Source organism: Sorangium sp. So ce1153 (assembly GCF_051521595.1).
Classification (GTDB): Bacteria; Myxococcota_A; Polyangia; order Polyangiales; family Polyangiaceae; genus Sorangium.
In genome coordinates, this window is the sequence record NZ_CP150361.1 from 6,079,304 (window position 1) to 6,104,090 (window position 24,787).

General features: G+C 72.0%; 21 protein-coding genes. 9 read left to right on the forward strand and 12 right to left on the reverse strand.

What is annotated here, in order from left to right; translation table 11 throughout:
- Positions 1-796 precede the first annotated feature (796 nt).
- Entirely contained in the window at positions 797-1,219 is a 423-nt protein-coding gene (locus tag WME85_RS21650) for a hypothetical protein (protein ID WP_437840602.1), read from the reverse strand.
- On the opposite strand from WME85_RS21650, the gene WME85_RS21655 reads away from it, so the two are divergent.
- Both WME85_RS21655 and WME85_RS21660 read left to right on the forward strand, forming a co-directional pair.
- A complete protein-coding gene (locus WME85_RS21655) occupies positions 1,185-1,475 on the forward strand; it encodes a hypothetical protein (protein ID WP_437842660.1) in 291 nt (96 codons plus the stop codon). The two genes, WME85_RS21650 and WME85_RS21655, sit on opposite strands and share 35 nt — an antisense overlap.
- 125 nt (positions 1,476-1,600) lie before the next feature.
- Positions 1,601-2,355, forward strand: a protein-coding gene (locus WME85_RS21660) for an IS5 family transposase (protein WP_437833949.1) whose coding sequence is annotated in 2 segments (ribosomal slippage) — positions 1,601-1,925 and positions 1,925-2,355 — 756 coding nt in all. Because the reading frame shifts where the segments join, the coding sequence is not laid out codon by codon here.
- A gap of 9 nt (positions 2,356-2,364) precedes the next feature.
- Here the strand turns inward: WME85_RS21660 and WME85_RS21665 are convergent.
- The 3 genes from WME85_RS21665 to WME85_RS21675 all read right to left on the reverse strand — a co-directional run bounded on the left by WME85_RS21665 (position 2,365) and on the right by WME85_RS21675 (position 7,693).
- The gene (locus tag WME85_RS21665; protein WP_437840603.1) at positions 2,365-4,338 is read right to left on the reverse strand and encodes an SIR2 family protein; all 1,974 of its coding nucleotides are present in this window, start codon (positions 4,336-4,338) and stop codon (positions 2,365-2,367) included.
- A gap of 74 nt (positions 4,339-4,412) precedes the next feature.
- Positions 4,413-5,486, reverse strand: coding sequence for a DUF2169 domain-containing protein (locus tag WME85_RS21670; protein ID WP_437840604.1), 1,074 nt, complete (start codon positions 5,484-5,486; stop codon positions 4,413-4,415).
- A 32-nt stretch (positions 5,487-5,518) separates the two neighbouring features.
- Positions 5,519-7,693, reverse strand: coding sequence for a type VI secretion system Vgr family protein (locus WME85_RS21675; protein ID WP_437840605.1), 2,175 nt, complete (start codon positions 7,691-7,693; stop codon positions 5,519-5,521).
- A gap of 109 nt (positions 7,694-7,802) precedes the next feature.
- Between WME85_RS21675 and WME85_RS21680 the strand changes: the two genes are divergently transcribed.
- From WME85_RS21680 to WME85_RS21695, 4 genes are all read left to right on the forward strand, one after another.
- Entirely contained in the window at positions 7,803-8,714 is a 912-nt protein-coding gene (locus WME85_RS21680; protein WP_437840606.1) for an Fpg/Nei family DNA glycosylase, read from the forward strand.
- A 76-nt stretch (positions 8,715-8,790) separates the two neighbouring features.
- Entirely contained in the window at positions 8,791-9,534 is a 744-nt protein-coding gene (locus WME85_RS21685) for a hypothetical protein (protein WP_437840607.1), read from the forward strand.
- 81 nt (positions 9,535-9,615) lie between these two features.
- Complete coding sequence (locus WME85_RS21690; protein ID WP_437840608.1) at positions 9,616-10,944, forward strand: hypothetical protein; 1,329 nt, start codon at positions 9,616-9,618, stop codon at positions 10,942-10,944.
- The gene (locus WME85_RS21695; RefSeq protein ID WP_437840609.1) at positions 10,919-12,541 is read left to right on the forward strand and encodes a tetratricopeptide repeat protein; all 1,623 of its coding nucleotides are present in this window, start codon (positions 10,919-10,921) and stop codon (positions 12,539-12,541) included. Before WME85_RS21690 ends, WME85_RS21695 begins: the two co-directional genes overlap by 26 nt.
- A gap of 38 nt (positions 12,542-12,579) precedes the next feature.
- Here WME85_RS21695 and WME85_RS21700 read toward each other — a convergent pair whose 3' ends face one another.
- From WME85_RS21700 to WME85_RS21725, 6 genes are all read right to left on the reverse strand, one after another.
- Positions 12,580-13,695 carry an AI-2E family transporter gene (locus tag WME85_RS21700; protein WP_437840610.1) on the reverse strand — a complete coding sequence of 372 codons (1,116 nt, stop codon included), beginning with the start codon at positions 13,693-13,695 and terminating at the stop codon, positions 12,580-12,582.
- Positions 13,696-14,126: 431 nt separating this feature from the next.
- Positions 14,127-14,657, reverse strand: coding sequence for a pyridoxamine 5'-phosphate oxidase family protein (locus WME85_RS21705; RefSeq protein WP_437840611.1), 531 nt, complete (start codon positions 14,655-14,657; stop codon positions 14,127-14,129).
- A 212-nt stretch (positions 14,658-14,869) separates the two neighbouring features.
- Positions 14,870-15,862 (reverse strand): zinc ribbon domain-containing protein, encoded by a 993-nt coding sequence (locus WME85_RS21710; protein ID WP_437840612.1) that lies wholly within the window; start codon positions 15,860-15,862, stop codon positions 14,870-14,872.
- Positions 15,863-15,870: 8 nt separating this feature from the next.
- Positions 15,871-16,914 carry a hypothetical protein gene (locus WME85_RS21715; RefSeq protein WP_437840613.1) on the reverse strand — a complete coding sequence of 348 codons (1,044 nt, stop codon included), beginning with the start codon at positions 16,912-16,914 and terminating at the stop codon, positions 15,871-15,873.
- Positions 16,915-17,004: 90 nt separating this feature from the next.
- The gene (locus WME85_RS21720; RefSeq protein ID WP_437840614.1) at positions 17,005-17,976 is read right to left on the reverse strand and encodes an alpha/beta fold hydrolase; all 972 of its coding nucleotides are present in this window, start codon (positions 17,974-17,976) and stop codon (positions 17,005-17,007) included.
- A gap of 489 nt (positions 17,977-18,465) precedes the next feature.
- Entirely contained in the window at positions 18,466-19,491 is a 1,026-nt protein-coding gene (locus WME85_RS21725) for an extensin family protein (protein ID WP_437840615.1), read from the reverse strand.
- A 77-nt stretch (positions 19,492-19,568) separates the two neighbouring features.
- On the opposite strand from WME85_RS21725, the gene WME85_RS21730 reads away from it, so the two are divergent.
- From WME85_RS21730 to WME85_RS21740, 3 genes are all read left to right on the forward strand, one after another.
- Positions 19,569-21,413 (forward strand): M14 family zinc carboxypeptidase, encoded by a 1,845-nt coding sequence (locus tag WME85_RS21730; protein ID WP_437840616.1) that lies wholly within the window; start codon positions 19,569-19,571, stop codon positions 21,411-21,413.
- A 342-nt stretch (positions 21,414-21,755) separates the two neighbouring features.
- Positions 21,756-22,364 carry a DUF4360 domain-containing protein gene (locus WME85_RS21735; RefSeq protein WP_437840617.1) on the forward strand — a complete coding sequence of 203 codons (609 nt, stop codon included), beginning with the start codon at positions 21,756-21,758 and terminating at the stop codon, positions 22,362-22,364.
- 106 nt (positions 22,365-22,470) lie between these two features.
- Complete coding sequence (locus tag WME85_RS21740) at positions 22,471-23,505, forward strand: hypothetical protein (RefSeq protein WP_437840618.1); 1,035 nt, start codon at positions 22,471-22,473, stop codon at positions 23,503-23,505.
- 57 nt (positions 23,506-23,562) lie between these two features.
- On the opposite strand, the gene WME85_RS21745 is transcribed toward WME85_RS21740, so the two are convergent.
- Entirely contained in the window at positions 23,563-23,988 is a 426-nt protein-coding gene (locus WME85_RS21745; protein ID WP_437840619.1) for a hypothetical protein, read from the reverse strand.
- Positions 23,989-24,143: 155 nt separating this feature from the next.
- The gene (locus WME85_RS21750) at positions 24,144-24,743 is read right to left on the reverse strand and encodes an RES family NAD+ phosphorylase (protein ID WP_437840620.1); all 600 of its coding nucleotides are present in this window, start codon (positions 24,741-24,743) and stop codon (positions 24,144-24,146) included.
- Positions 24,744-24,787: the final 44 nt, after the last annotated feature.

Sequence of the window (24,787 nt, forward strand, 5' to 3'; positions counted from 1 at the left end):
ACGCAACCCGCGTGCCAGCCAGCGTTCCTCCTCCCTCCCGCAACCTGTCACGCCCCCATCTCGCCTCCGCAGTGCGATCGTGAAGAGCCCAGCCGGAGAGGGCTCTTTTGGGGCGTCTGATGGCTCCGTCATTCAGCTCCGTCGCCCGACAGCTTGTCCAATGTAAGCGGGGAGCATGTCACGCTTCAGGCGTGACATGTCACGGTCGATGTCACGCTTCAGGCGTGACATGTCACGCGTGCGCCGCACGCTGGCGTGGCTTCCTCGCCGCGCTCGGGGCGGAGTTTTCCTGGCTGGCGGTCGTCACGAGGGTGAGGGGGCCGCGGCCGAGGGTGGGCGCGGGGCATGCGGTTTTCCAGCGAGTGAGTGGTTCGCGCAAAGAGGATGTTCTGATATCCGCCGGACAGGTCGAAGACCTGCGAATCAGCCCTGAATTCGAGCAGAGAGGCGGGAGGCCGGGGGGGCTTTGTGGACTTTCATTACCGCCTTGCTGTGGACTCTCCCGCGACGCGCCGACGGCGCGGTGCTGCTATCGAGCTCGCGTCGTGTGTCATTGGGCGGCGGGAGGAACGCTGGGGTGCTGCTGGTATCGACGGATTCCGACAGTGGGGTGAGCACCTGCGTCAGGCTTCCCCTCCTCCCCATCGCGGCGCCCGCGCTTGGGTCCTGTCGTGCCATGCGCTCGCTCGACGGATCGGCTTCGCACTCACGGCGCCGCGGGAGCGGGATGGCGAGCAGCCTTGAAGGCCATCGACCTCGCGCCTCCACGCGGCGCGCCGCCTTTTTGCCCGCGCCCTCACCCGCAGCCTGGAGTCAGCGCGTACTCGGAGCGCCGAGCTCGGCGATCGCGCCGGCGAACTCTTGCGGTTCCTCGATATGGCCCATGTGCCCGCTGCGCTCGAGCACCACGAGGCGCGAGCCGGGGATGCCGTCGTGGAGCGCCGTCGCCCGCTTCGGCGAGCACACGAGAGTGCGCGGTCGAGCCCCCCTTCGGCTCGGTAGGGTCGGTGCAGAGGGTGATCGTCAAATCGGCGCTGCGCTGTCCATGGTCGGCGCGATCCAGCGTACCCGTCGTCGGCGTGCCGCCGTTCAGCGTGTCGCCTCCCGCCCCGCGCTGGATGCTCGAGGAGTCGTAGGCATCGTCCACCCCGCTCTCCAAGAAGGTGTCGCTGCCCGCGTCGCCGTTGAGCAAGTCGTCCCCACCGTCGCCCACCAGCACGTCGTTCCCGGCGCCGCCCGAGACGCGCGCCGGTGCGCACCATGCCGCGGCGAGGGAGGCGCTGCTGCGTTACGTGCTGCGACCCCCGATCGCAAAGGAGCGCGTCGAGCCGCAGCAGGACGGCCTGGTGCGGCTCTCGCTCAAGCGCGCCTTCGCTGACGGGACTGTCGCGGTGGACATGGATCCGCTCTCGACCTTGTCGATCGTCGACGAGAACACCACCTTCGGCGTGTCCTGCCAGAGGCGCGCGAGCTGACCCTGCCGCGTCGTCTCAGGAATCCTGGCGGGACTTCTGACACACGGAACTAGGTCCTGTCCCTAAAATCGTGGGTAGCCGAAAAGTTGGCCCGCCTGGCTCGGGTCTGCTGAGGCGGAGCAACGATGCCGTTGCGCGTGCAGCTCGACGACCGCCAGTGGGCGAAGGTGGAAGCGTTTCTGCGGAGCGAGACGGGACGGGGACGTCCTGCGTTCGACGACCGGCGGTTCGTGGAGGCGGTGCTCTGGATCCTCCGGACCGGTGCCCCGTGGCGTGACCTGCCGGGCGAGTTCGGTCCCTGGAAGACCGTCTTCAACCGCTTCGACCGCTGGTCGAAGTCCGGCAAGTGGCAGCGGCTACTGAAGCAGCTGCAGGTGGGTGTCGACCCGGAATGGTTCAGCCTCGACGCCACGATCGTCCGGGCCCACCAGCATGCTGCGGGCGCCAAAGGGGGCCGGAGGGGCAAGGCATTGGCCGATCTCGTGGCGGCTTCTCCACCAAGATTCACCTGATCGTCGATGCCCTGGGTTCGCCCCTGGAGTTCGCGATCACCGAGGGACAGCGCCACGACACCGTGCCCGCCCCGGAGCTGATCGCGCGCTGCGCACCGCGGTGCCTCATCGCCGACAAGGCGTATGACTCGAACGCGCTCCGAGCCCAGCTCGCCGCGATGGGCTCGGTCGCCGTCATCCCCTCGAACGCCAGCCGCATCCCCGCGCTCCCCTACGACCGGCACCTGTACAAGGAGCGCTTCGCGATCGAGTGCGCGTTCAACCTGCTCAAGAACGCCCGCCGCTTCGCCACGCGCTACGAGAAGACGCTCCGCAACTACGCCGCCATCGTCGCGCTCGCCTGCGCCCGCTGCTGGCTCCGATTTTAGGGACAGGACCTAGCGCCGGGGCGAGAAGACGACGATCGACGTGGGCGTCACCAGCAGATCGTCCGCGCTCGACGGCTCGACCTTGCTCGGCCGGGGCAGGATCTCCGTGCTCCACCGCGCCGGGGCGAGCCCGCAGAGCGCCTTGATCTCGCCCACGCGCGTCGGACCGCAGGCGGTCACCGCGAAGATCTCCGAGGTGCCGCCGGCGTCCCGGATGTCGACCCAGATCTTCATCATGCCGGACGACAGCATCTCCGCGACAGGGACCTTGCCGGCGACCACCGGGAACCAGATCGCCGGCGAGAACACGTGGTGCTCGAGGTGCTCGATGCCCGCGGCCGGGTTCTCGCGGAAGAACTCGCGAAAGCCGGCGAGCGTCTGGACGAACGGGTGGAGCGGGTGCCACAGCCGGTGCTTCCCCGAGGCCACCGGGCCGATGTGCACGCGGCGGAACCCCGCGGCGTCGACCGCGCGCAAGGTCGCGCAGATCGCTTCCGCGATGACGCCGAGGTCCCGGCTGTCCTCCGGACTGTCGTCCCCGGCGGCGCGCGGCGGCTCCGGTCGGCGGTCGCGGGCGGCGACGCCGAAGATCGGCGCGTCGCCGAACCGGAAGGCGTACGACGGCGCGCCGTCCAGCGGCCGCCAGCCCCCGGGCGCCGTGTCCGCGACGAGCCCGGCCTGTCGCGCCCTGTCGAGGAAGTCCCTCGCCTGTGAGCCAAGGAGCGGGCGGTTGTCCGCGAGCGTCCGGCCCACGCTGACGACGACGCACGCGCGGCCGTCCCCGGCGCCGGGCACGGAGAGCGGCGCGTACCGGAGCCGGAGCCTCCGCGCCCCGTCAGGGGGACACGTCGCGCCCTCGGACAGGCTGAACCCCAGCTCGTCCGGCATCCACGCCACCGGCGCCTTCACGGCGCCCCCCAGCGCCTTCACGGCGCCCGAGGACGTCGCCGGCGCGCCCCCCGACGTCGCCGGCGCCCTGCGCTCCCCGACGGCATCGGTCAGCCGGCCGATCAGCTCCGGGAGCTCCGCGTAGTCCTTGTAGAACACGGGGGCGATGCCCAGCCGCGTCTGGAGGAAGCGCACGTCGAGGGTCGCCCTCCGGTCGGCGGAGAACAGCGCGAAGTGAGGGTGGGGACCAGGCCCGTAGTGGTGGGCGATCTCTCCGAAGAGGTTGATGAGGTAGTCCTCGAGGATTCCGGAGCCGAGAAAGAGCAGCGATCGCCGGGAGAGGACCTCCGCGAACGCGCGCCGGAAGTGCGGCTGCGCGTTGACGGCGTGCTGGTACTGCTGGTAGCCCGCCACCACCTGGCCCGCGAGCTCGGCGCGGCGCCGCGCGTCGAGGACGAGCTCCTCTTCGAGCACGTCGAGCCCCGCGGCCTGCCCGCCCAGGAAGCCCTGCAGCGCCCACAGGATGGGCCGCGTCGGGGACTCCAGCGAGCGGAGGACCTTGTGGCAGTCCTCGACGCTCCGCCCGAGCACCTCGGGCGCGTCGGTCTCGTCCCGCCTGGCTTCCCGGGAGGGCGCGCCCGTCCGGCCCACGGCGGCCATCTCGCCCGCGCCGGACTGCCGCATCCGGCTCACCACGTACAGGTCGTCGTAGTTCGTGGTGAGGACGAGCGGCCAGGTGCAGCGCGCGAGCGCCGCCGTCTGCGCCGGGACGTCGCACGCGCCCGCGGGCTTGCCGCCCTGGCTCAGCGCCTCGCGGTACGCGTCCGCGCGCGCCTCCGCTTCCAGGGAGGCCAGCCCGAGCACCGCCTTGTCGGCGAGCCGGTACAGCTCCGAGGTGTCCAGCCTCGCGTCGGTCCCGGCCTCCCGGAGGTGCGCGGGCACGTCGACCCCCGTCGCGTCGGCGAGCCCCCGGAGCAGGTCCAGCCAGCTCGTACACGCGGGCCTGCTCATCCCCGAGCCGATGAACGGCGCGAGCACGCCCCGCCGGTACGCGCTCGCGAGGTAGGGCAGGATGTCATCGAATCCGATCTCCATCAGGTCCTCCTCGGTCACCCCGCCGCCGCGCGCCGGCTCTCCTGACCGGCCCCCACCGCGCTCCGCTCGCGCCCTCAGCCGTCCTCGTGGACGACGCGGTAGCTCCCCGGGATCACCCCGGGCGCCGCTCCATCGTACAGCGTCACCGAGCGCCGCTCCTCCTTGCGGACCCGGTACTCGAACACGCAGCGGAGCGAGAAGAACACCCGACCTTCCCCGGCGACGATCCCGATCTGGTCGAGGTGCATCGGGAACACGTACTGCCGCTCCTCGAGCTGCACGTGGACGTGCATCCGCAGCGCCGGCATGGCGAACGCGAGGTCGCCGCCGCGCAGCCCGTGCGAGAGCCGGATCCCGTCGCCCGGCTTCGGCTCGCCGCCGGCCTCGATCATCATGCCGGGGTGCCCCATGTTGAAGAGCGTCGGCAGGATGTCCGTGTGCCGCACCGTGAGCTCGGGCGTCCTGCCGGGCGCGAGCCGGCTCGGGCTCGGCATGGCGGCGCTCGTGGCCGCCTTCACGCGGAGCGCGCCCGCGCCCGGGTAGTACCCGAGGCCGACGGGATCCGGGCTGTCGCCGAACGCCGTGAGGAGCCGGCCCGGGTCTTCCAGGTTCGGCAGCGGCTTGCCGAGCGCGTTCTTCGCGTCGAGGTAGAACCCTCGCCCCGCGGGGTTCGGCGTGAACGGCATGTCGAGGCCGTAGTCCGTGGGGCACGTCCCCCCGAACGCGCGCTCGTAGCCGAGCTCCATGGACACGAACGGCTCCGGCTCGCTCGGGACCAGGCTGCCGCCGGCGCCCGGCACCCAGGCGCGGTCGCCGAGGACGGCGATCCGCCGCCGGAAGCTCCTCCCCACCTCGAGCTCGACGTCGAGCCGCGGCCTCGCCGCGCCGCCGGGCTGCCGCACCTTCCCGCCGAGGAGCACGTCGATCCCGCCCATGTAAAACGGCTTGTCCCCCGGCATCTGGCCGAGGGGCGTCGGCGCGGGCGCGCTCGAGATCGGCCACGGGTCGTCGGGCGTCGCGACGAGCGCGCCGCCCGCGACGCGGTACGTGGGCCGCGCGATCACGCAGCCCAGCATGTGATCGTCGCTGCGCGACGACGCCGTCCTGAGGAGCAGCGCCGGGTGCCTTGTCTCGTTGCGTAGCTTCACGGATCTCCGGGCCTCTCCGCCGCGCCCCGCGCTCAGCAGTTCAGGCGCACCGTCCCGCCGGTGAGCTCCTCCGTGGCCGTCCCGTTGGTCACGTAGATCCCGCTCGCGGTGATCTCGATCCGCGCGGCCTTCGTGCTGGCGTCCTTCGCGTTGCCGATCTCGAGGACGATCATGTCCTGCGCGCGGATCCGGATCGTCGAGTCGGCGAAGAGGGAGATGTTCGGGCCGCCGATCTGGATCTCCTGCTCCGACTCGACGCGCACCGCGCCGCTGCACGTCACCTCGAGCGCGCCGTCGGTGATCCCGCACTCCAGCGAGCTCGCGGTGAGCGAGCAGTGCCCGTCGATCACCTGCTGCATCGTGCCGCCGACCGACAGCGTGTGGTTGCCCGCGACGCTCCTCGACTCCGCGCTCAGGATCGTGACCTCCTGGCTCCCCGACACGGTGACCGTGCGGTCGCCGCGGACCTTGACGGACGCGTCACCGCCGACGCACGCGCTGCGATCGCCGGCCACGATGTCCCGCCGATCGCCGGTCACCGCGACGGTGTGGTCGCCGGCGACCGAGACCCAGCTGTCGGCGCCGACCGTGGTCGTCTGATCGGCCGCCACCGTCCTGGTCTCGGCGCCGCCCACGGTCACGGCCCGCGCGCCCGCGACGGTCACGGTCTCGGCGCCGCCCACGGTCACGGCCCGCGCGCCCGTCACCGACAGCGCGTCGTCTCCGCCGACGCTGCGGCTCGCGTCGTTCCGGGCCTCGACGCGGAGGTCGCGCTGGGCGCGCAGGTAGACCTCTTCCCGCCCCGCCTGGTCCTCGAAGCGCAGCTCGTTGTACCCGCCGCCCCCGGGGGTGGACTGGGTCCTCAGGGTCGACTTGGTCTTCTCGGCGGGGAGCGCGTAGGGGTAGGGGCTGACGACCGTGTACACGCGGCCGGTCACGATCGGCCGATCCGGGTCGCCGTCCAGGAACTCGACGAGCACGGCGCTGCCGACGCGCGGGATGTGCATCGCCCCGTAGCCGGCCCCCGACGCCATCTGGGCGACCGGGACCCAGCACGCGTTCTCCGCGTCGTTGCCGTTGCGATCCCAGTGCAGCCTGACCCGCACCCGCCCGTCGCTGTCCGTCTCGATCTCGGCGCCCTGCGTCCCGACGACGGTCGCGGCCTGCGGGCCGGCGATGCGCGGCTTCGGCGTCCTGCACGGGGCGCGGAACGCGACGCCGGCGGGCACGCACTCGAAGGTGCAGAGATAGCCCTCCCTGGCGTCGGGGCGCACGGCGTGGTGGAGCCTGGTGACGAGGTACTCCGCGTTGAAGCTCTCCCGCGGGTGGTCCTCGAGCCGGAACCGCGCGCCGGGGGCGAGCCGCACCGAGTACGCCTGCCCCTGTCCCACGGCGGCGGTCGCCTGGAGCGCGTCGAGGCGGTCCTGCGCCGCGGGGCTCGCCGGATACGCGAACACGGCGAGATCCGTGTGGCGGCCCTTCTCGGCCGCCCTGTCCACGACCGACGCGGGGTTCTCGAACGGCACCTCGCGTGTCGTGACCTTCCCTGGCCGCACCCGCTGCGCGAAGCTCCACGAATCGATTCCTTCGCCCGTGTGGAGCGCCCCCGCCACGGGGCGATACCGCAGCTCCTCCGGCGCGATGGGCGAGTGGACAGAGGCCGTGTCGGAGATCATCAGCGTCGAGCCGGCGTCCGTGTGCTCGAAGTAGTAGAAGATGCCGTCTTCTTCCATGAGGCGGCTGAGGAACGCCCAGTCCGACTCGCGGTACTGGACGCAGAGGTCGCGCGGCTCGTAGCGGCGCTGGAGCACCACCTCGCAGCGCCGGATGCCGCCGAGCTTCAGCACGCGCTCGATGACCTCGGCCGTGGTGACGCCCTGGAAGACGCGGCAGTCGTACCGCTGGTCGAGCAGCCAGACGTCCGGCACCAGCGTGGCGCGGTAGGCCGCCTCGTGCGCCGCGGTGTGGACCTGCTCGAAGCGGCTGAGGATGCCGTGGATGTGGCGCGCGGCGCCGCCGCGCTCGAGCGTGAGCACGGCCGCCTCGGCGACGAGCGCGTCGAGGTCGAGGCATGTATCGGCGCAGACGACGGTGATCTCGAAGCCATAGAGCTCCGACATCGCCTCCGTCCCGGCGAGCTCCTTGACCGCGAGGGGGGTGGGGAGCCCGTCGATCGTGAGCGCTGCGCGGACGATGGTGGCTGCCATGGAGAGCCTCGAGAGCGTCGGGGGTTCCGGCCATGAGAGCCCAGCTCGCCTCGGGCTGTAAACCCCTTGCGATCCGGCCGCGCCGCACCAAGAGCATCCGGAGACGCTCATGCCTGAAGGCGACACCCTCTTCCGGATCGCCGCTGCCCTCGGCCCTGCCCTGGAGGGCGCGCGCGTCCTCGCGCTGGAGCTGCCCCGGAGCGACCGGCGGTGCGATCGGCTCGTCGGTTTCCGGGTCGAGCGCGTCGAGGCGCGCGGCAAGAACCTCCTCATCTATTTCGACGAGGGCACCGTGCTCCACACGCACCTGCGCATGAGCGGCGCGTGGCACCTGTACCGGGAGGGCGAGCGCTGGAAGCGGTCGGAGTCGACGGCGACGGCGATCCTCGCGGTCCCGGGCTACGTCGCCGTCTGCTTTCGAGCGCCCATCGTGCGCCTGCTCCGCGCGAGCGCCGTGCGCGGCGACCGGCTCCTCGGCAGCCTCGGCCCGGATCTGCTCGCCGACGGCTTCGACGCCGCGGAGGCGCTCCGCCGCCTCCGGGCGCTCGACGACGTGCCCCTCGGCGTCGCGATCATGGATCAGCGCGTCGTCGCCGGCATCGGCAACGTCTACAAGAGCGAGCTCCTCTTCCGGAGGCGGCTCGACCCCTTCGCCCCGGTGCGGGCGTACTCGGACGAGGAGCTCTCCGCCATGATCGACCTCGGCCGCCAGCTCCTGCAGGCCAACGTCGAGCCGCGGGATCCTGCTGGCGCGTACCGGGGCCCCACCGGGCATTACCTCCACACGCGCACGACGCGCACCGGTTTCGACCGGGGCCGGAGGCCGGTCGCCGTGTACGGCCGCGAGGGGCGCGCCTGTTACGACTGCGGCGCCGCGGTCCAGATGCGCCGGCAGGGGACGATGATGCGGTCGACCTACTTCTGTCCGCGCTGCCAGCCGACGCGCGCCGCTCCGCCGTCGCCCGAGCCGTCGCCGTCCGGGTCATCGCCGCCCGCCGGGTCATCGCCGCCGGCGCCGTGATCGCGGTCGCGGAGAGCGTGCGGAGCGGCGCACGAGGTCCAGAACTTCCGGTCGGTTCGATCGTACGATCGGCCTCATGCGCTACGCCTTGCTCCTTCTCGTGCTCGCGTCTGCGTGCAGCCACTCGCTGGACGAACCCACCTCACCGGACGCCGAGGGCGCGACGAGTCCTCCGTCGGCAGCCTCGTCCTCCGCCACGGCGGCGCCCTCCGCGACGCCGGCTGCGGCCGCCGAGATCGACGCCCGCTTCGTCCCGCTCATCGCCTCGGCGTTTCGCGACTACAAGGCCTGGGGCCGTGTCGACGACGAGCTCCGCTGGGCGCCCTGGCTCTGCCGCCTGCCGCTGCCCGGGCGCGCCCGCATGAGCGACGCCGAAGACGGCGGCCACGCTCGCAAGCTCTACTCTGTGTTCGCCAGGAACCACGACACCTATCCGCTCGTGCAGACTGAAGCGCCGGTCTCCCAGCCGGTCGGACAGGTGCTCGTCAAGGAGAGCTACCATCCCGAGCTCGTGGACAAGGCCCCCGAGTTTCCGGAGCCCCCGCCGTCGTCGTCGAACGATGCTTCCGGCACACCGGACCACTTCGATCCTTACGTGCGCGACGGCGAGCGCATCTACCGCGCTTCCCGCTTCGCGGGCGCCTACGTGGTGCTGAAGGTCGCGCCGGAGACGCCCGGCACCGACGCGGGCTGGGTTTACGGCACGGTCACGCCCTCGGGCGAGGTGACGTCCGCCGGCCGGGTCGCGTCGTGCATGGGCTGCCACGTGAGCGCCCGCCACGAGCGCGTCTTCGGGACCGCGGCTGCCGCGGCGCCCTGACGGGCTCGGGGCCGCGTCCGCGCAGCTCTGGTGCCTCCGCCTGCATCTTGGACTACGCTGGCGCGGGAGCCCCGACGCCCCATGTCCAACCTCGTCCGCCGTCCTCCGCCCCCTCTTGCTCGAGCGAAGACGCTCCGGGACGTCGTGCGCAACTGCGACCCGGACGTGCCGCTCCCGACCGACGACCCGCGCTGGCAGGATTTCTCGCTTGCACGCGGCGATCAGTCGATGGTGGCACTCGAGAAGGAGCTCGAGTGGCGACCCCACGACCGATTCGTCCACGCCACCTTCGTGAGCCATCGTGGGGCGGGCAAGAGCACCGAGATCCTCCGGCTCACCGAGCGGCTGAGCGAGGCGTATGAGCCGGTGTACATCGAGGCGACAGTCGAGATGGATCCCTTCCGCATCGAGGGCGAGGATCTGCTGCTCAACATGGCGCTAGCCGTCGAGCAGAAGATGCGCGAGCGGGGGACGCCGCTGCCGGCCGATCTGCTGAAGCGCGTGACAGGATGGTTTGATGAGGTCGTCCGCACGACGAAGTGGGCGCAGAACTTCAACGCCGAGGCTGCGGCAGGGATGGAGCTCAAGGCGGAGTTGCCGTTCCTTGGAAGCCTCTTCGGTTCACTCAAGGCGCTGTTCAAGCAGGAGAGCGAATACCGGACCGAGGTCAAGCAGGTGCTGCGCAAGTATCCCGGCACGCTGCTGCAGAGCGTGAACGAGCTCCTCGACGCGGCGCGCGGGCTCCTCGGCGACCGCGATCTTCTGGTGATCGTCGACAATCTGGATCGCTACGAGCCGGACGTCATCGACCGGCTCCTCGTGCAGGGCGCCGACAGGATGCGTGAGCTGCGTAGCAACCTCCTGCTGACGCCGCCGATCGGCCTGCTGCTGCAGCCGAAGTCTGCCCAGCTCGACACGCTGTACAGCTGTCACGTGCTCTACACGGTGCGGCTGCGACGGTCAGACCAGGAATACGACGCCTTTGACGGCCCCGGGCGGGAGCTCATGGAACACGCGCTCTCCCTCCGGATGGACCTCGATACGGTCATTCCGGAGCCGGAAGCTCGCGATCGCCTGATCGCAGCGAGCGGCGGGGCGGTACGGGAGCTGCTCGACCTCGTCAGCCAGGCTGCTTACATGGCGCACGGTACGGTCATCACGAGGGCCGATGTCGAGCGGGCGGTGGCGTCGCGACGGCAGCGGATGCGCGACCTCATCAACGCAAATGGCTGGCTCGACGCGCTCGTCAAGCTCGCTCGGGACAAGCAGATCTTCCCGGACAAGGCGTGCATGGACGTGCTCTTCCACCGGCTGGCCTTCAAGTACAACGGCGATGGTTGGTACGACGTCCACCCGCTCGTGGCCGAGATCCCGGAGTTCGTGAATGCGCGCCACGACCTCCTCCGCTAGCGGAGCACAGCAGCCCGCCGCGCCGGGCGATGAAGCGGCGCCCGGCAGCTTCGAGCGCATCCTCGGACCGGAGCGTGGGGCTGCCTACCGGCGGTTCCTCGAGTGGTCTGCCGGAGGAGGTTTCGTGCTGGCCGTCGTGGAGATCAGGCGGCCTGCGCAGCGTGAAGCGCTCGCTGCGGCGACTGGCGCGGCGGTGCCGAAGCTGTGCGTCGCGAGGCTCGTTTCTGTTGGCGCTCGATCGGTTCGTACGCTCCTCGAGGAGGTGTGCACGTCTTCAGCGGACACGTCGGTGCTCATGCTCACGCATCTCGAGGAGGCGCACGATGCCGCCAGGATCTGCGCCGAGCTCAACGTGCATCGGGACGAGCTCGCGCGCCGGTTCGCTCTGCCCTGGGTGCTGGTGGTCCATCCCGCAGCGGCGCTCGCGCTGCAGCGTGATGCGCCGGACTTCTGCGACTTCGCTGGGCTCTGGCTTCCCGAGGAGCCGGGGGAGGGAGCGGAGCCGCTCCTGGAGCAAACCCTCCGCTCGTCGGCGGCGACTTCCGGTTCGACGGTCCGTCTCAACCCAGACGTGACGATGGCACCGAGGGATCTGCTGTCGCTTGCGCATGAAGCTGTTGTGCTCGGCCATGTCGACCAAGCAGCGGACTTGCTCGCTGAGTACGACATGAAGCATCCAGACGCCCGAACCGGCGATGCTCGACGTGCGCTCATCGATGGCTTGCTGCTGCGGATACGTGGTCGCCTCGCCGAGGCGCTCGCGCGCTTTCATGCGGCGCTAGACCTGTGCGAAGCGAGCGGCGATCTCCCCATGATTGCGGCGCTCCTCGAAGAGATCGCCCACGTCCGAATGATTCAAGGCGATCTGAACGCCGCGAGTCACCTTGCACGACGGGCCCTGGACCTGTTCGAGCAGCTCGGAGACCAGAGAAACCGGGCGGCATCGACGTACCAGCTGTCCACCATCGAGCTGCGCCTCGGCAATCATGCGGAAGCGCTACAGCTGGCGCAAGAATCACTGAGGCTCAGCGAACAGCTCGGAGATCAGGTAGGGCGGTCCAGAACGCTACATCATCTGTCAGTGATCGAGAAGCGCATGGGTAACTACGCGAAAGCGCGAGAGCTTGTGCGCGAGTCTCTCATGATCAGCGACAAGCTCGGGGACTGGAATGGTCGATTCGCATCACTGCTCCAGCTCGCGACGCTCTCGATCCAGCAGAGCGACTACGCGGAGGCGCGCGAGCGTTTGCGCGAATCGTTGAAGCTTGGCGAGGAGATGGGAAATGCGGTGTATTGCTCGGTCGTGCTACACGAGCTTGGTTCCGTCGCGTGGCTTGAAGGCCATCACGCTGAAGCGCGAGAGTTGTGGCGCGAATCACTGAAGCTCAGCGAGGAGCTTGGAGCCAAGGAGGTCCAGGCGGGATCGCTTGTCATGCTCGGTCAACTGGCAGCCGAGCAAGGGCAATTCGATCACGGCTTGCCGCTTGTGCGAGCGGGCGTCGAGATACTTGAAGAGCTCGGCGCCTCGAACCTTCCTGAAGCGAAAGAGATCCTGCGCAGGCTGGAGGCCCTCTCGTCCGCGGACTCCCCACGGTAGGCCACCGGCGGCCTCGCCGCAGATGATTCCGACCTGGGCTACCCCGACCGCCGCGCCCCCGCGACGCTCGGCCGCAGCAGCGACGGCGGCGGCGGCGTGTCCTCGCTGATGGGCGTCGCCTCGCCCTCCTCCGGCGCGGGCGCCATCAGCCGCGCGATCCACGAGAGCCCCTCCACGTTCTCCAGCGTGATCTTCGCGACCATCATGATCGGCACCGACAGCAGCGCCCCCGAGGGCCCCCAGAGCCAGCCCCAGAAGAGCATCCCGAGGAGGACGGCGAGCGGCGACAGCCCCAGCGTCCGCCCGAGCACCCGCGGCTCCAGGACGTTGCCCACCAGCAGGTTGATCAGGAGGTACCCGAGGGCCACGATGGCCGCGGTGCCGGGCCCCTGGCTCGCCAGCGCGGCGAGCACGGCCGGGATCGTCGCGACCGCCGCGCCGATGTTCGGGATGAAGTGCAGGACGAACAGGCTCGACGCCAGCAGCAGCGCCAGGTCCACGCTCAGGACGGTCAGCATGATGTAGGCGAGCACCGCCACGAGCAGGCTCGTCAGCATCTTCACCACGAGGTACTTCTTCACCTCCCGCACGATGCGGTCGACGTGCTCCAGCCCGCGCCCGGGGTCCGAGATGACCGCCCGGAGCTTCGCGCCAGCCCCCGCGAACTCGCAGAGCGCGAAGAAGACCACGAGGAGCACCACCCCGAGGTTCGACGCCGCGCTGGCGACGGTCACCGCGGCGCCGCCGAGCAGCGGCACCAGCGACGCCGTGTGCAGCGTCTTCGACAGGAACTCCGGGTTCACCGGCAGCCCGCGCTCCGTGAGCGTCGCGGCGATCGCCACGGTCATCTCGGAGGCGCGCGCCAGGTAAGCCGGCACCTTCTCCTCCAGCTCCACCCCGGCGATGGTCACCACCGCCCCGACGAAGGCCAGGATTCCCAGGTCGACAACGAGCGCGGCCAGCGCCCCGACGGCCGGCGGGAGCCCCCGGCGGGTCACCCAGCTCGCGATCGGCGACGAGATCGCCGCGAGCGCGATCCCGAAGAGCACCGGCACGAGGAACGGTTCCGCGTAGCGCAAGCCGACGATGACCACGACGGACGCTGCCGCGATCATCACCATCTGAGCTCGACGAGATAACGTGAAGATCGCCATGCCAAACCTCGCTTGCCGGGTTCCCGCGCCACGTCCTTCCAGGCAGAGCGCACGGGTCATTCCGTGAAAAGCAAGGGATGCGCCAGCTCCGTCCCGCTGGTTTCCACCGCGCGCGATGAGGGCAGACGCGCAGCCCCCGCGGGATTCATGGGCTCGCCGCGCCCCCACCTGCGTGGCGCGACCACGCCCCGCGGCCCTCGATGAGCGCGGACGTGAGGCCAGCCTGCGCGCGGCGGTGCGATCTGCTACGCGCGGGCTCGTCGGTAGGACTGGACTCGTCGGTTGGACTGGAAGGGGACAGACCCAGGAGCGCCGCACGGGGCGCGTGCGGCGCGATGTCGCATGCGGCGCGGCGCCACGCCGGTGGGGGCGCGGCGCCGCGCTGTTCCTGGCGTCGCGGCGGGCCGGCGCGGCGCGCCGGCGGGGCGCCGCTACCGCGCAGACGTCATCCTGTCGCTCGGCGCCCCGCCGTTGAGCGGCACCGTGGCGTGCTGGCTGGCGTCGGTCTTCGGGGTCGTCCCGCTGACGTAGGCCTTGACCGCCTCGACAAGGAACCTGAGCCCGGCCGTGCCCTCGTTGTCCCAGTACTCGCCCTCGCGCGGGCTCACGTGGATGAGCGCGATGTGGGGGTCTTCCTTGCCCTTCGGGAAGTAGACCTTCGCCTCCTCGGACCACAGCTCGTCGATCTTCGCCCGGCTCCGCACGATCGAGGCGCGGCCCGAGAGCGAGAGGTAGCGGCGCTGCTCCTGGAGGGTCACGTTCACCTCCGGGTTCGTCTCGATCTCGTCGATCTTGCCCGAGTCGATGCTCGTCATGAACCAGATGTCTCCGGTCCCGTCGTCCACCTTCACGAGGGCCATCGGACGCGCGCGCAGCGTCCCGTGGCTGGCCTGCGTGACGAGCATCGCGTTGCGGAACTTCTTGAGGATCTCCAGCAGCTTCTCTCGCGATCCGTTTTCCATGTTCTCCTCCTTCGGGTTCCGCGGGCAGTTGCGAGATCTGGACCAGCGCGTGTTCACGCGAGGGAACACGCGAGGGAAGGGGAGACTCAGGCCCTTCTCACGACCGTTCTGCGCCGCACCGGGCGCGCATTCGAGGCATTCCGCCACATCGACGCATCGGTCGCGCGCCGGCGACTCGCCGTGAACCACGGGTGTTCGCGCGGCGCGAAGCGCTATCCGGCGCGGGAGAGCGCGAGCGCCGCGACGACGATCACGACGAGCGCGAGCGCGCCGGCGATCACCAGCGCCACCTTGCCCCACGCGATCGGCGCGGCGCCCGTGACGCGGCCCGCGTCCTGGCCGTGCACCACGGCGCGGTAGCTCCGCCCCTTGTAGCGGTAGGCGAGCACATAGGACGGCAGCGCCACCCGCCGCGTCTCCAGCGCGCGCAGGAGCACCGCCACGTGCACGTTGCGGAAGGTGGACCCGGGGATCGCGCCCTGCTTCAGCGCGTCCTCCGCCGTCGCGGCGATCCGCTCGCTGAGGACCTTCCGCGCCGCCGAGCGCTGGGCGTCGAACTGCTCCAGCACCGCGTCCGGCGGTCCGAGCTGCTGCTCGGCGCGGTGCGCGGCCGGCACCATCCGGTCGAGCCGGAAGGAGGGCGCGAGCTCCCGGGACTCCTCGAGCGAGAGCCCGCGCGACGCCGACACGAGCAGGCCGCGGAACGGCAGCTGGGCCTGTCCGGCGTGCGGCGCCCAGGCGCTCAGCCGGGCGCCCGCGTTGGAGTCCGCCGTCCAGCTCACCAGGGCGTCCACGTTGACGAGCCAGCCCGCCCACCAGATCGGGCGCAGCCCCTCCACCGTGGCCGCGTGCGCGAGGTCCGACGGCCGGAAGAAGCCGAGCGCCGCCATCCACTGCCGCAGCGCCTGGCCGGCCTGCTCGGGCGTCACCCCGAACGGGAGCAGCCAGTCGGCCTGGTCGACCGGATCCACCGGCTGCTCCAGCCGCGTGACCGCCCCGCAGAAGCGGCACTTCGGCGCCTGCGCCTCGGCCGAGTACGAGACCGCGGCGCCGCACTCGGTGCACCGCAGCACCTGCACCCGCTGCGGCGCCGGGGCGCGGTCGAGCGGCGCGGCGAGGCCGCAGACGGCGCACCGCAGGTCGCCCGGCTCGAGCGGGCCCTGGCAGCGGGCGCAGCAGCGCGCGACGGCCGTGGAGGTCCCCATGTCGAGGCTCATCGCGCCCCTCCGGTCGACGCAGGCCTGCCAGGGGCGGCAGCGGGAACCGACGGCCGCGCGACGCCGCGCCGCTCGGGTTGCCCGCGGTCGCGCGCCGCCGGCAGGACGATGGACAGGACGAACGGCGCCGCGATGAGGAGGAGCACGAGCAGCACGGCGAGGGCGATCTTGACCCAGGAGAGGGGGGCCTTGCCGTGGATCGCCCCGGTCTGGCCGTTGATGAGGACCCGGATCGGCGGCTTGCGCGGGTCGTGCCGGATCGCGAGCACCCAGAGGGGCACGTAGAGCAGCTCGAGCGTCTCGCGGTCGAGGCGCGTCTCGTAGGTGAGGCCGTGGTGGCTGTCGCCGGGCATGAAGCCCGCGAGGTCGCGGCCGATCTTCTCCAGCGCCTCCCGCCGCGCGAGGGCGTAGCACTCGTCCTGGGTCATGGTCGGCTCCTCGGCGATCCAGCCGCTGAGCACCGCGGGCGTGTAGCGCCGCATCGGGCGGAGGTCGAACGGCTCCACGGCCTCGAGCTCGGCGTTCGGGACGGCGCGGGACGCCACGACGAGCACATCCATGACGTAGGTGGCGTGCTGGCCCTCGAGGTGCCGGTGCTCCGTCCTGGTGACGGTGCGCGTGCGGGTGACGGAGTTCCCCTTCTCGTCGGTCGTCGTGTAGGTCTCGGTCTCCTGGTAGTCCTCGCCGATCTGCGCGGCGTAGCGCGACTGCGCCATGGCCGAGTAGAGGTAAGCGGGCGTGTAGACGCCGCGGATCGCGTCGATGGTCCCCTTCTTGACGCTGGACTGCACGAAGAAGCTCCGCTTGCCGAGCCACGCCTTGACCGCGCCCTGCGCGCTCTCCCTGGTCGTGGTGAAGCCGAGGACGAAGTGCGGGTCCGGGCGGTCGTTCGAGGGCGGCCTCTCCACCACCGACGGCGAGGCGCAATAGGGGCACACAGCGGTCCGCTGGTCCGCTTCGATGCGCAGCGAGGCGCCGCAGGTCTCACACTCGAGTTGCACCGGCGCCCGAGGGAACCGCACCGGGGGGCGCGGCGTCAACAGGGAACGGGCCGAGGTGTCGGCGACCGCGGGCGGCGCGGCGTCAGCAGGGGACGGGCCGCGGCGTCGGCCACCGCAGGCGGCGCGGCGTCAGCAGGGGACGGGCGGCGGGCGGCTGCCGAGGTCGGCGGGAGATGCGGAGTCGTCGCGGGCGTGCTGCGGTGTCGGCCGGAGCAGCGGTGAGAGGGAGCGCTGCGCCCACTGCCTGATCGGGGCGTCCGGCCAGGGCTGCCACCGGGGGCTCGCCTGCGGCGCGACCGGCACGGCCGCCGCGCGCGGCGCGCGCGCCCCGGGTCGAAGGCGCGGCGTGGGCCGCGGCTCGTCGAGGAAGCGCAGCAGATCCGGGGCGAGGTCGGCCACCGCCTCCCGGTGCGGGTAGTGCCCTGCCTTCGCGTAGCGCCGCACGGTCACGCCCTCGAGGTAGAGACCGACGTCCGCCGCGTGGCGCGCCGGGATCACGGGGTCGCGGTCGCCCCAGTAGACGGCGAGCGGCGGGATCTCCGGGAGGCGGTGCGCGATGTCCAGGAGGTGCTCGCGCTGCCCGCGCAGGTCGACGGCGTGGCGGAGCGTGCGCGACAGGGCGCGCGCCGTGCCGGGCCGGGCGTTCACCCGCGCGAGGTACTTGCGCTCTTCCGCGTTGAAGTTGCCGCCGAGCACCAGCATCCCCGCGTGGGTGCCGACGCCCATGAGCACCGGCGCGGCCAGCTCCAGCAGCCCGCTCACGGCGGCGAAGCGCAGCGGCAGCGCCACCTCGCTCCCGAAGCCGCCGGCGGCGACCAGCCCGAGGCGGTGCACCCGCCCGGGCCGCTCGATCGCCACGCACATCGCAATGCTGCCGCCGAACGAGTGCCCGACCAGATCGAAATCGCTGAACCCGAGGGCGCGGATCCATTCCGCGGCCACGTTCGCATACCATGCGACCGTGTAGGGCGCGTCGGGCCGCGCCGAGTGGCCGTGCCCGGGCAGGTCGAGCGCGACGACCCGGCGCCCTCCGGCCGCGAGCGCGGGCGCGAGCCGGTTCCAGGTCCTACAGCTATCGGACAGTCCGTGAACCAGGACCACGGGGCGCCTGTCCGCGCCGCCATTCCGGGGAGGGCACCACTCTTGCCAGTGGACCTCGCCAGCGGAAAAGACGCGAACATGACTGCGACACGTGATCGACATGTTCTTCATGCAGAGTTTGCACGAAGATTCGCATCTGTCCAGATTGCACACCGATCACGTCTGCACTGCAGGCGGTGACATTTCTTGCCGCGAAGCGTGTTTCGCGTTCAGTGTAGGTCGGCGGACGCCAGCGTGCGCCACGCTGGGACGCGGGCCGAACAACGCTGTCATGGGATTTGTGCGGGCGCAGCGCGATCGCGGTGAGGCTGTGTAGCCGCGGGCCATGGCGCGCTCGGGCCACCGGCGCGAACGCAGGCAACTGAGCCTCTCTTCATCTCTCCCGGAGCCTCTCTCCTGGCGCTCCGGGCGGCTTTTTCTCTCTCTCCGCGCCCGTCACGCGCCAGCAGGCCAATGCAGCCGAGCGGCATCCCCCGCGCGAGGCGCCGCTCATTCCACCAGGAAGTAGTGCGCGTCGCGCTTGATATCGAAGTGGAAGTGGTCCGCGTGCGCCTCGTTCGCATTGGGCGTGAGGACGACGTTGAACAGCCCGCTCGCGTGGACGGCGCACACGATCTCCCGCAGCTCGATGGCCTGAGGGGTGGCCACCTTCGGCTCCGACCCGGGGCCGCACGGCGGCGCGCCGATGGCGCCGTGCCAGTCGGCCTTCACCTCGAGCCGCGTGCCGTCGGCCTTCACCAGGGCGGCCACGTCGATGGCGAGCCCGAGGGCGTGCTGGCTGGGCCGCGCGGGCGCTGGCGCCGGCTTCTTCGGGGGGCGCCCGCCCGGCTTCCCCGCCTTGCCAGCGCCCTTCGGGGTCTTCTTGCTCGCCTGCGGCTTCACTTGCGCCTTTTTCTTCTTCTTCGGCGCGACGGCGCCGGCGGGCGCGGGCCGGTGCATGCTGAAGTGCACCACCTCGACGATCCCGCGCGTGGCCAGGAAGGCGGCGAGGTCGTCGAGCGCGAGGACCAGCCGGCAATCGGCGATGTCGAACGGGGAGGTCGACCTCGGCTTCGCCACGCCGTCGCCGCGGAAGGTCACCCCGTGCAGCGCGCCCGTGAGCCGGACCGGCCGGTCGACCAGCGGGGCGCCGCGCGCCGCCGGGGCGTGGGGGATCCCGCGGCGCTTCATCTCCCTGTCGCAAGCGTCGCTCGAGAGCCCTCCGTAGGTGGCCGCGCGCGACGCGGCGGACCACGCGGGCTTCTCGAACGGCGCGGCCCCCGCGTCGCCGCCGTCCAGCAGGCCGGCCCCGGCGTCGGCCAGCGAGCTGGCCCCGCCGTCTTCCAGCAGGAGCTCCCCGGCGTCCGCGAGCGCCGCCGCCGCGCTGGCCGACGCGGCCGGGCCCGCCGCCGGGGGCTCGACACGCTCCGCCCCGCTGCGGCGCAGCGACGCGATCCCGAGCGGCGTGAGGAGCGCCGCGCCGCCGATCAAGGCCGCCCCGAGGGCCAGCGCACGGCGGGGAGGGAGCGCGCTCATCCTCGGCGGAGCTTACCTCGCGCCGGACGGAGGGAGCACGCCTTGCCGTTGAGCGCGGAATTTGGTCGACTCCCGCGATGAGTCGCCCCCGCGCCGCGCTCCCTGGCCGCGTCCTTCGCCGCGGAACCGCGCTGATCTCGCTGGTGACGGCCTGCCAGGCGCCCGCGCCCGCAACGCCGGCCGGCGCTTCCGGGAGGGCGCCCGCGCCGCCAGCGCCGCCGCCTTCGCTCGTCACCGAGGCGGAGCGGACCGGCTTCCAGCGCACCGGCCGCTACGCCGAGGTCGAGCAGCTGTGCCGCGCCTTCGAGCAGGCTTACCCGGGCCGCGCCCGCTGTGTCCGCTTCGGCACCACGCCCGAGGGCAGGCCCATGCTCGCGATCGCCGCCTCCGCCGACGGCGCGCTCGACCCGGCCGCGACCCGGGCGAAGCGGCGCCCGGTGATCCTGTTCCAGGGTGGCATCCACGCCGGCGAGATCGACGGCAAGGACGGCGGTTTCTGGGCGCTCCGCGAGCTGCTCGACGGCGCCATGGCGCCGGGCGCGCTCTCCGCGGCCACGGCGATCTTCGTGCCGGTGTTCAACGTCGACGGCCACGAGCGGTTCCGACGGAACCAGCGGCCCAACCAGCGCGGGCCCGAGGAGATGGGCTTTCGCACCACCGCGCAGAACCTCAACCTGAACCGCGATTACATGAAGGCCGAGTCGCCCGAGATGCGGGCGATGCTGGCGCTCCTCGACGCCTGGGACCCGGTGGTCCAGGTCGACCTGCACACGACCGACGGCGCGAAGTTCCAGCACGACGTCGCGGTCATCGTCGAGCCGTCGGCGCCGCACCCCGGCGGCCTCGACGCCGAGGCGCGCGGCCTCTCCGAGGCGCTCCAGGCGCGCCTCTCGGCGCTCGGCCACCTCCCGCTCCCTTTCTACCCGTCGTTCCGCGAGGACGACGACCCCGCATCGGGGATCTCCGCCACGCCCGGGTCGCCGCGCTACTCGCAGTCTTACAGCGCCGCCCGCAACCGCATCGGCGTGCTCGTCGAGACGCACAGCTGGGCCACCCACCCCGCGCGGGTCCGCGCGGTCCACGACCTCCTCGCGGCGCTCTTCGAGCGCGTCGCCGCCGGCGCGGGCGCCCTCCGCGCGGCCGTCGATCGCGCGGACGCCGCCGGCGCGCGCCTCGCCGGCGCCCCCTTCGCCCTCACGCACCGCGCGTCGCCTGTCTCGCGCGTCTTCCCGTTCCGCGGGTTCGCCTACGAGAAGCGCCCCTCGGAGATCTCCGGCGGCACGTGGACGCGCTACGACGAGGCGCGCCCGGAGATCTGGCGCGTGCCCCTGTTCGACCAGATCGAGCCGGGCCTGACCGTCACCGCGCCCGCGGCCGGCTATGTCGTCCCGGCGGCGCACGCGGCCTGGGTGGCCGACAAGCTGCGCCTGCACGGGGTGCGCTACCAGCTCCTGCCCGGGGCGCGCCCCGGCTTCGCCGTCGAGGCGTTCCGGGCCGACGCCGTGTCGTTCGAGCCTTCTTTCGAGGGCCGGACGCCCGTGAAGCTCCAGGGCGCCTTCCGGCCGGAGCGGTACGACCTGCCGAGCGGCTCGCTCTTCGTCCCGATCGCGCAGCCGCGGGCGCCGCTCGTCCTGCACCTCCTCGAGCCGCTCGCGCCCGACTCCCTCGTGGCCTGGGGCTTCTTCAACGCCGCCTTCGAGCGCAAGGAGTACATGGAGGCCTACGTCGCCGAGGAGGAGGCCCGCAGGATGCTCGCCGCCGATCCGGCGCTGCGCGCCGAGTTCGAGGCGCGCCTGCGCGACCCTGCGTTCGCGAAGGACTCGAGGGCTCGGCTCGACTTCTTCTACCGGCGCCACCCGTCCTGGGACGAGCGTGTGAATCTGGTGCCGGTGTTCCGCGTCGCCGCCTCGCCGCTCCCGTGATCGCGGTCCACCGCTTCAGGCAGCGCGCCTCGAGAGCGGTGTTCGCGCCGGGGCGCCGTGGCCCGAGGAGCCGTGTCTTCCCCTTTCGTCGGACTCCGCGTTCTGGTCGAAAGTCCGCGAGTCCCGCGGGCGCCGCTTCGCTCCGCGGTTCCCGGCCATGGGCGGGCGCCGATACCGGTTCAGGGTGAGCGTGCGTGAGCGTGCGCCGCGCAGGTTGCGCGGAGCGCGCCGCCATCGCATCCTCATCAGGACATGTCGGCTGACCTGCGATAGCGCGAACCGCGCGCTGGCGCCGACGCACGACGACGACGCGATGTCGTCAGTCTATGAAAGGGGGCGAGCATGTTGCTGCGATGGGCGTTCGTCTTTTCTTCGGTATTCCTCTTCGCCTTCCCCGCGCTGGCGCAGAACGCGCGGATCGAGGCGTTCACGTATGCCGGCAGCGGATGTCCTGTCGGCTCCGCTGCGGGGGTGATCTCCCCCGATCAGAAGGCGTTGACGATCATCTTCGATCAGTTCGAGGCTCAGGCCGGCCCGGGCGCCGCCCGCGGCGCGAACCGCTCTTTCTGCCAGCTGGCGGTGGACCTGCGGTTCGAGCCGGGGTGGCAGGTGGCCGTCTTCGACGCCACGTACCGGGGGTTCGCCGACCTGGAGCCGAGCGTCCAGGGGCTCCACGAGACATCGTATTATTTCTCGGGGTCGCCGCTCACCTCCGGTCCGGTGACGTGGAGCATGATCGGGCCTTTCACGAACAACTTCTCGCGCACGGACAGCTTCGCGACGACGGTCTGGTCGGAGTGCGGCACCGTGCGGCCGCTCAACATCAAGACGAGCCTGTACGTGACCAACCGCCTGGCGCCGGCGCGCTCGGGGGTGTTGACGAACGACACCACCGACGTCCAGGTCCAGATCGAGTATGGCCTCACGTACCGCCGCTGCCCTGGCCCTTGAGGATCGTCACGGCGCCTCGTGACCGCGGCGCCGCGCGGGCGCCGCGCAGTGTCGGAGCGCGTCGATGCGCTGGTGCTCCCGGCGGCCGGCCTGGTACGCTGACGGGATGACGTCCACCCTGCTGATCATTGTGCTGAGCGTCCTCTTGCCGCTCGGGATCACCGCGGCGATCCTCTGGGGGGTCTGGAAGAAGGTCCTCGGCCCGCTCAGGGCGCAGCAGCAGGAGCAGCAGCAGCTCCTCCGGATCGGCGTCTCCTGCGCGGCCCGCGTGCTGCAGTACCAGGAGACGGGCATGAAGGTGTCCATGGGCGCTCAGGACTCCTACAGCCTCAAGCTGCTCCTCGAGGTGATGCCGCCGGGCATGCCGCCCTATCAGGTGGAGACGGTCGCGCTCGTGTCGGTGCTGGCGGCCCCTCGTATCCAGCCGGGGTGCATCGTCACGGTGCGCTACGATCCGGCCAATCCGCGCCGTGTCGCCATGGAGGCGGCCAATCCGCCCGGGCAGGGGCCCGCCGCCGCTGCGCCGCTCGGCGGCTATCCGCCGCCGGCGGCCTACGGCGCGCCGCCGGGGGCCCAGCCCGGCGCCTACGGTGGTGCGTTCCCGGGGGCCCAGCCGGGCGGCTACGGCGCGCCGGCTGGCGCGTACGGCGTGCCGCCCGGTGCCCACGGCGCGCCCCCGGGGCTCCAGCCCGGTGCCGCCCATGGCCATGGCGTCCCCGCCGGCGCCTACGGCGCGCCTCCTGGAGCCCCCGGCGCCGCCTACGGCGCGCCTCCTGGAGCCTCCGGCGCCGCCTACGGCGCTCCCGGCGCCGCCTACGGCGCGCCTCCTGGAGCCCCCGGCGCCGCCTACGGCGCTCCCGGCGCCGCCTACGGCGCTCCCGGCGCCGCCTACGGCGCGCCTCCTGGAGCCCCCGGCGCCGCCTATGGCGCGCCCCCTGGAGCTGCCCCCGGCGCCGCCTACGGCGCTTACGGCGCGCCGCCTGGGGCCGCGTATGGCGCGCCCGCCGGCGCCTACGGGGCCGCTCCCGGGCATGGCGCGCCGCCTGGCGCTCCTGGCGCCCACGGCCCGGGTCCTGCCGGTGTGGCTGGCGGGACGCCCGGTCCATTCGGGCCCGGCGGCAGCGGTCCGCAGGGCGCCTGAGCGGCGCCCGTCTCCGGGCTCAGGCGGCGCGCGCGCGGCGGTGCCGCGATGCCACGCTCACACCACCACGCAGCCCGCCGACCAGCCCTGCATCGGCAGGATGGCCATGAGCTCACCGCCCTCCCCGAAGATCAGGAGCCGCGCGAGGATCGCCTCCTTGCCCGCGCCGCAGAGCGGCAGGAGCGCGAGCCGGAGCGCGGGACCATTGCCCCCGTCGAACTTGAGGGCGAGCAGCTGCTTCTCATCGCACTCCTCGAGGATCTCCACGTCCGCCTCCAGGTGGACCGGCGCCACCTTCGTGCACACCTTCGCCTCGCCGAAGCTGTCGACCGTGCAGCGGTTGGGATCGAGCGAGAGCTGGACGCGGCATGTCCCCTCTCCGCCGATCGTCGCGATCTGGATCTGGTGAATCGAGATCCCTCTCTGGAGCGGAATGGGCTCCACGAGATAGCCTGTTTCCAGCCGCAGATTCTTGATTTTCATCGCCCCCCGGGCCGCTCGGCCACGCGCGCCGCGCGCCTCCTTTCATGGGAAGCACCGGCTGTGCCGGCGCGCTCGATCGCGGGGCTCGCGCGCGCCGCCGCGTCGTGCCCGGCGAGCGCCCCGCGGGCGCCGCGACCCCGCGCGCTCGCCGGCGCTCAGACGAGCCCGAACCTGTACAGATCCAGGAGCCTGGCGAGGAGCGCCGCGTGCGCCGGATCCGCGAGGGAGCCGAGCTGGGTGACCTCCAGCTCCGCGCTGGCGCGCTCGAAGAGCGCGGCGCAAAGGCGGCTCGGGTCGTGCCGCGCGGCGTAGACGATCCCGTCAGGTCTCCTCGGGTGCTCGTGGATCGCGAGCGACCAGCGGTGAGCGGCCGCGTACGATTCCCCCGAGGTGAGGCGGGCATCGGCGCCGAGCCGCGCGAGCCCTCCTCCCGCGAGGTTCACGAGCCGGAGCGGCCGCCTCGGCGCGATGCGCGCGAGCCCGCGCGCGGCGAGCTCGCCCTGCTCCACGAAGCGCACGCCGGTCGCGTGGCCGAACACCTCGATGAAGGCGCAGCGCTCGTCCTTGCCGGCGTACAGCACCCCGAACTCTCCCGCGGGCGCGTCGAAGCGGTTGTCGCCCGAGCGCCCGAAGAAGAGCGGGTCGTGCGCGAGCCGATGAACCCGGAACCAGCACCGCCGGAAGAGGGTGACCGGAAGCGGCCGCGCCGCGAGGTCGACCGGCGGATCCGGGTGAGGCCCGAGCGTTGTCTTCATATCGATTCTGCCCTGCACGAACGGACGACAGGATGCCTTGTGCG